This is a genomic window from Photorhabdus namnaonensis (assembly GCF_001684335.1).
Lineage (GTDB): Bacteria > Pseudomonadota > Gammaproteobacteria > Enterobacterales > Enterobacteriaceae > Photorhabdus > Photorhabdus namnaonensis.
The window spans coordinates 72622-73746 of the sequence record NZ_LOIC01000094.1 but is presented as its reverse complement, the minus strand read 5'-3'; the positions used below and the strand labels follow the sequence as shown (position 1 = coordinate 73746).

The window sequence follows — 1125 nt, the reverse complement described above, 5'->3', positions numbered from 1 at the left end:
ACTGCAAGACACTGGCCTGTTGTACGCTTAACTGGCGTTGCAGATCCAGTCGCGTCTGCTCTTTCTCCAGATATTCATGCCGCGACACGTACTGTTTCGTCAATAACCGTTGGTAATCCTCGGCCAACTGCGTAGCAATCGGCAGCGTTTTTCGCAGGCTAGCCACCTGGGATTGGGCTGACTGGATTTCGGCGCTGCGTTGGAGGATTTCTGCATCCACCAACTCCAGGTTGCTGCGGTATTCCTGGTATTGTCCTTGAAGCCAGCGTTGGGCACTGAGCACCTGCTCAGGGTTAGCGTTGGCAATCGTTCCTACCAGCGAAGCCGGCGACTGTTGTTGATTGATCGCGTCGAGCATGGCGGCACTCCGCGCACTGTCGATACGAGCAGCCAGCAGCTCGCTCTGAATCCGGCTAACGTCAGCGCTCGCCGCCGTCGGGTCGAGCTCGACTAACAACTCACCAACTTTCACCGTCTGACCGTCATTGACGTGGATCGCTCTGACCACCGCCGTTTCACTGGGTTGAATCAACTTGGTCTTGCCATTGGGAACAACCTTTCCCGGAGCGATAGCCACTACCTCGATTTTACCAATGTAGGCCCAGAGCAACGCCAATACAGCGAAACCCATAATGCCCCAGGTGAAAATCCTCGGCGCTGGGTGAACAGGTGTTTCCTGCAACTCCAAAGCCGTCGGTAAAAACTGTAATTCATGAGCAAGCCGCGGCGACACGTCCATGTTTTTACGTTGGCCCCAAGACTCACGCCATGCGTGACGATAACGCTGCAATAAGGAAAGGGTGGCGCTCATTCGAAGTTATTTTCCTTGAATCGGAGTATGTTTATCTTGGTCACATCTACCTCTGATTGTGTTATTAACCATTGATTACGTTATTAGCGTTTTCATCGTACGTTCTGGAAATGGAAACCTTTCAGCCTTGCTGCATTCGATACAGTCGTGAATAGTGGCCGTCCTGACGCGCCAGTAACTCGGCGTGGGCGCCCTGTTCAACGATCTGCCCGCGATCCATCACAAGGATACGATGTGCGTCGCGTACAGCGGACAACCGATGAGCGATAATGATGACCGTACGCCCCTTGCAAATGCTTTGCATGTTCTGCTGA

Annotated in this window: 1 protein-coding gene and 1 pseudogene; both read right to left on the bottom strand. The window is 53.2% G+C overall.

Annotation, left to right across the window (positions count from 1 at the left end; all coding sequences use genetic code 11):
• Positions 1–811, bottom strand: a pseudogene (locus tag Phpb_RS27095) (hemolysin secretion protein D); the annotation flags it as partial.
• Positions 812–932: 121 nt separating this feature from the next.
• On the bottom strand, positions 933–1125 hold a 193-nt coding region (locus Phpb_RS26410; protein WP_240492640.1), incomplete at its 5' end, for a hypothetical protein.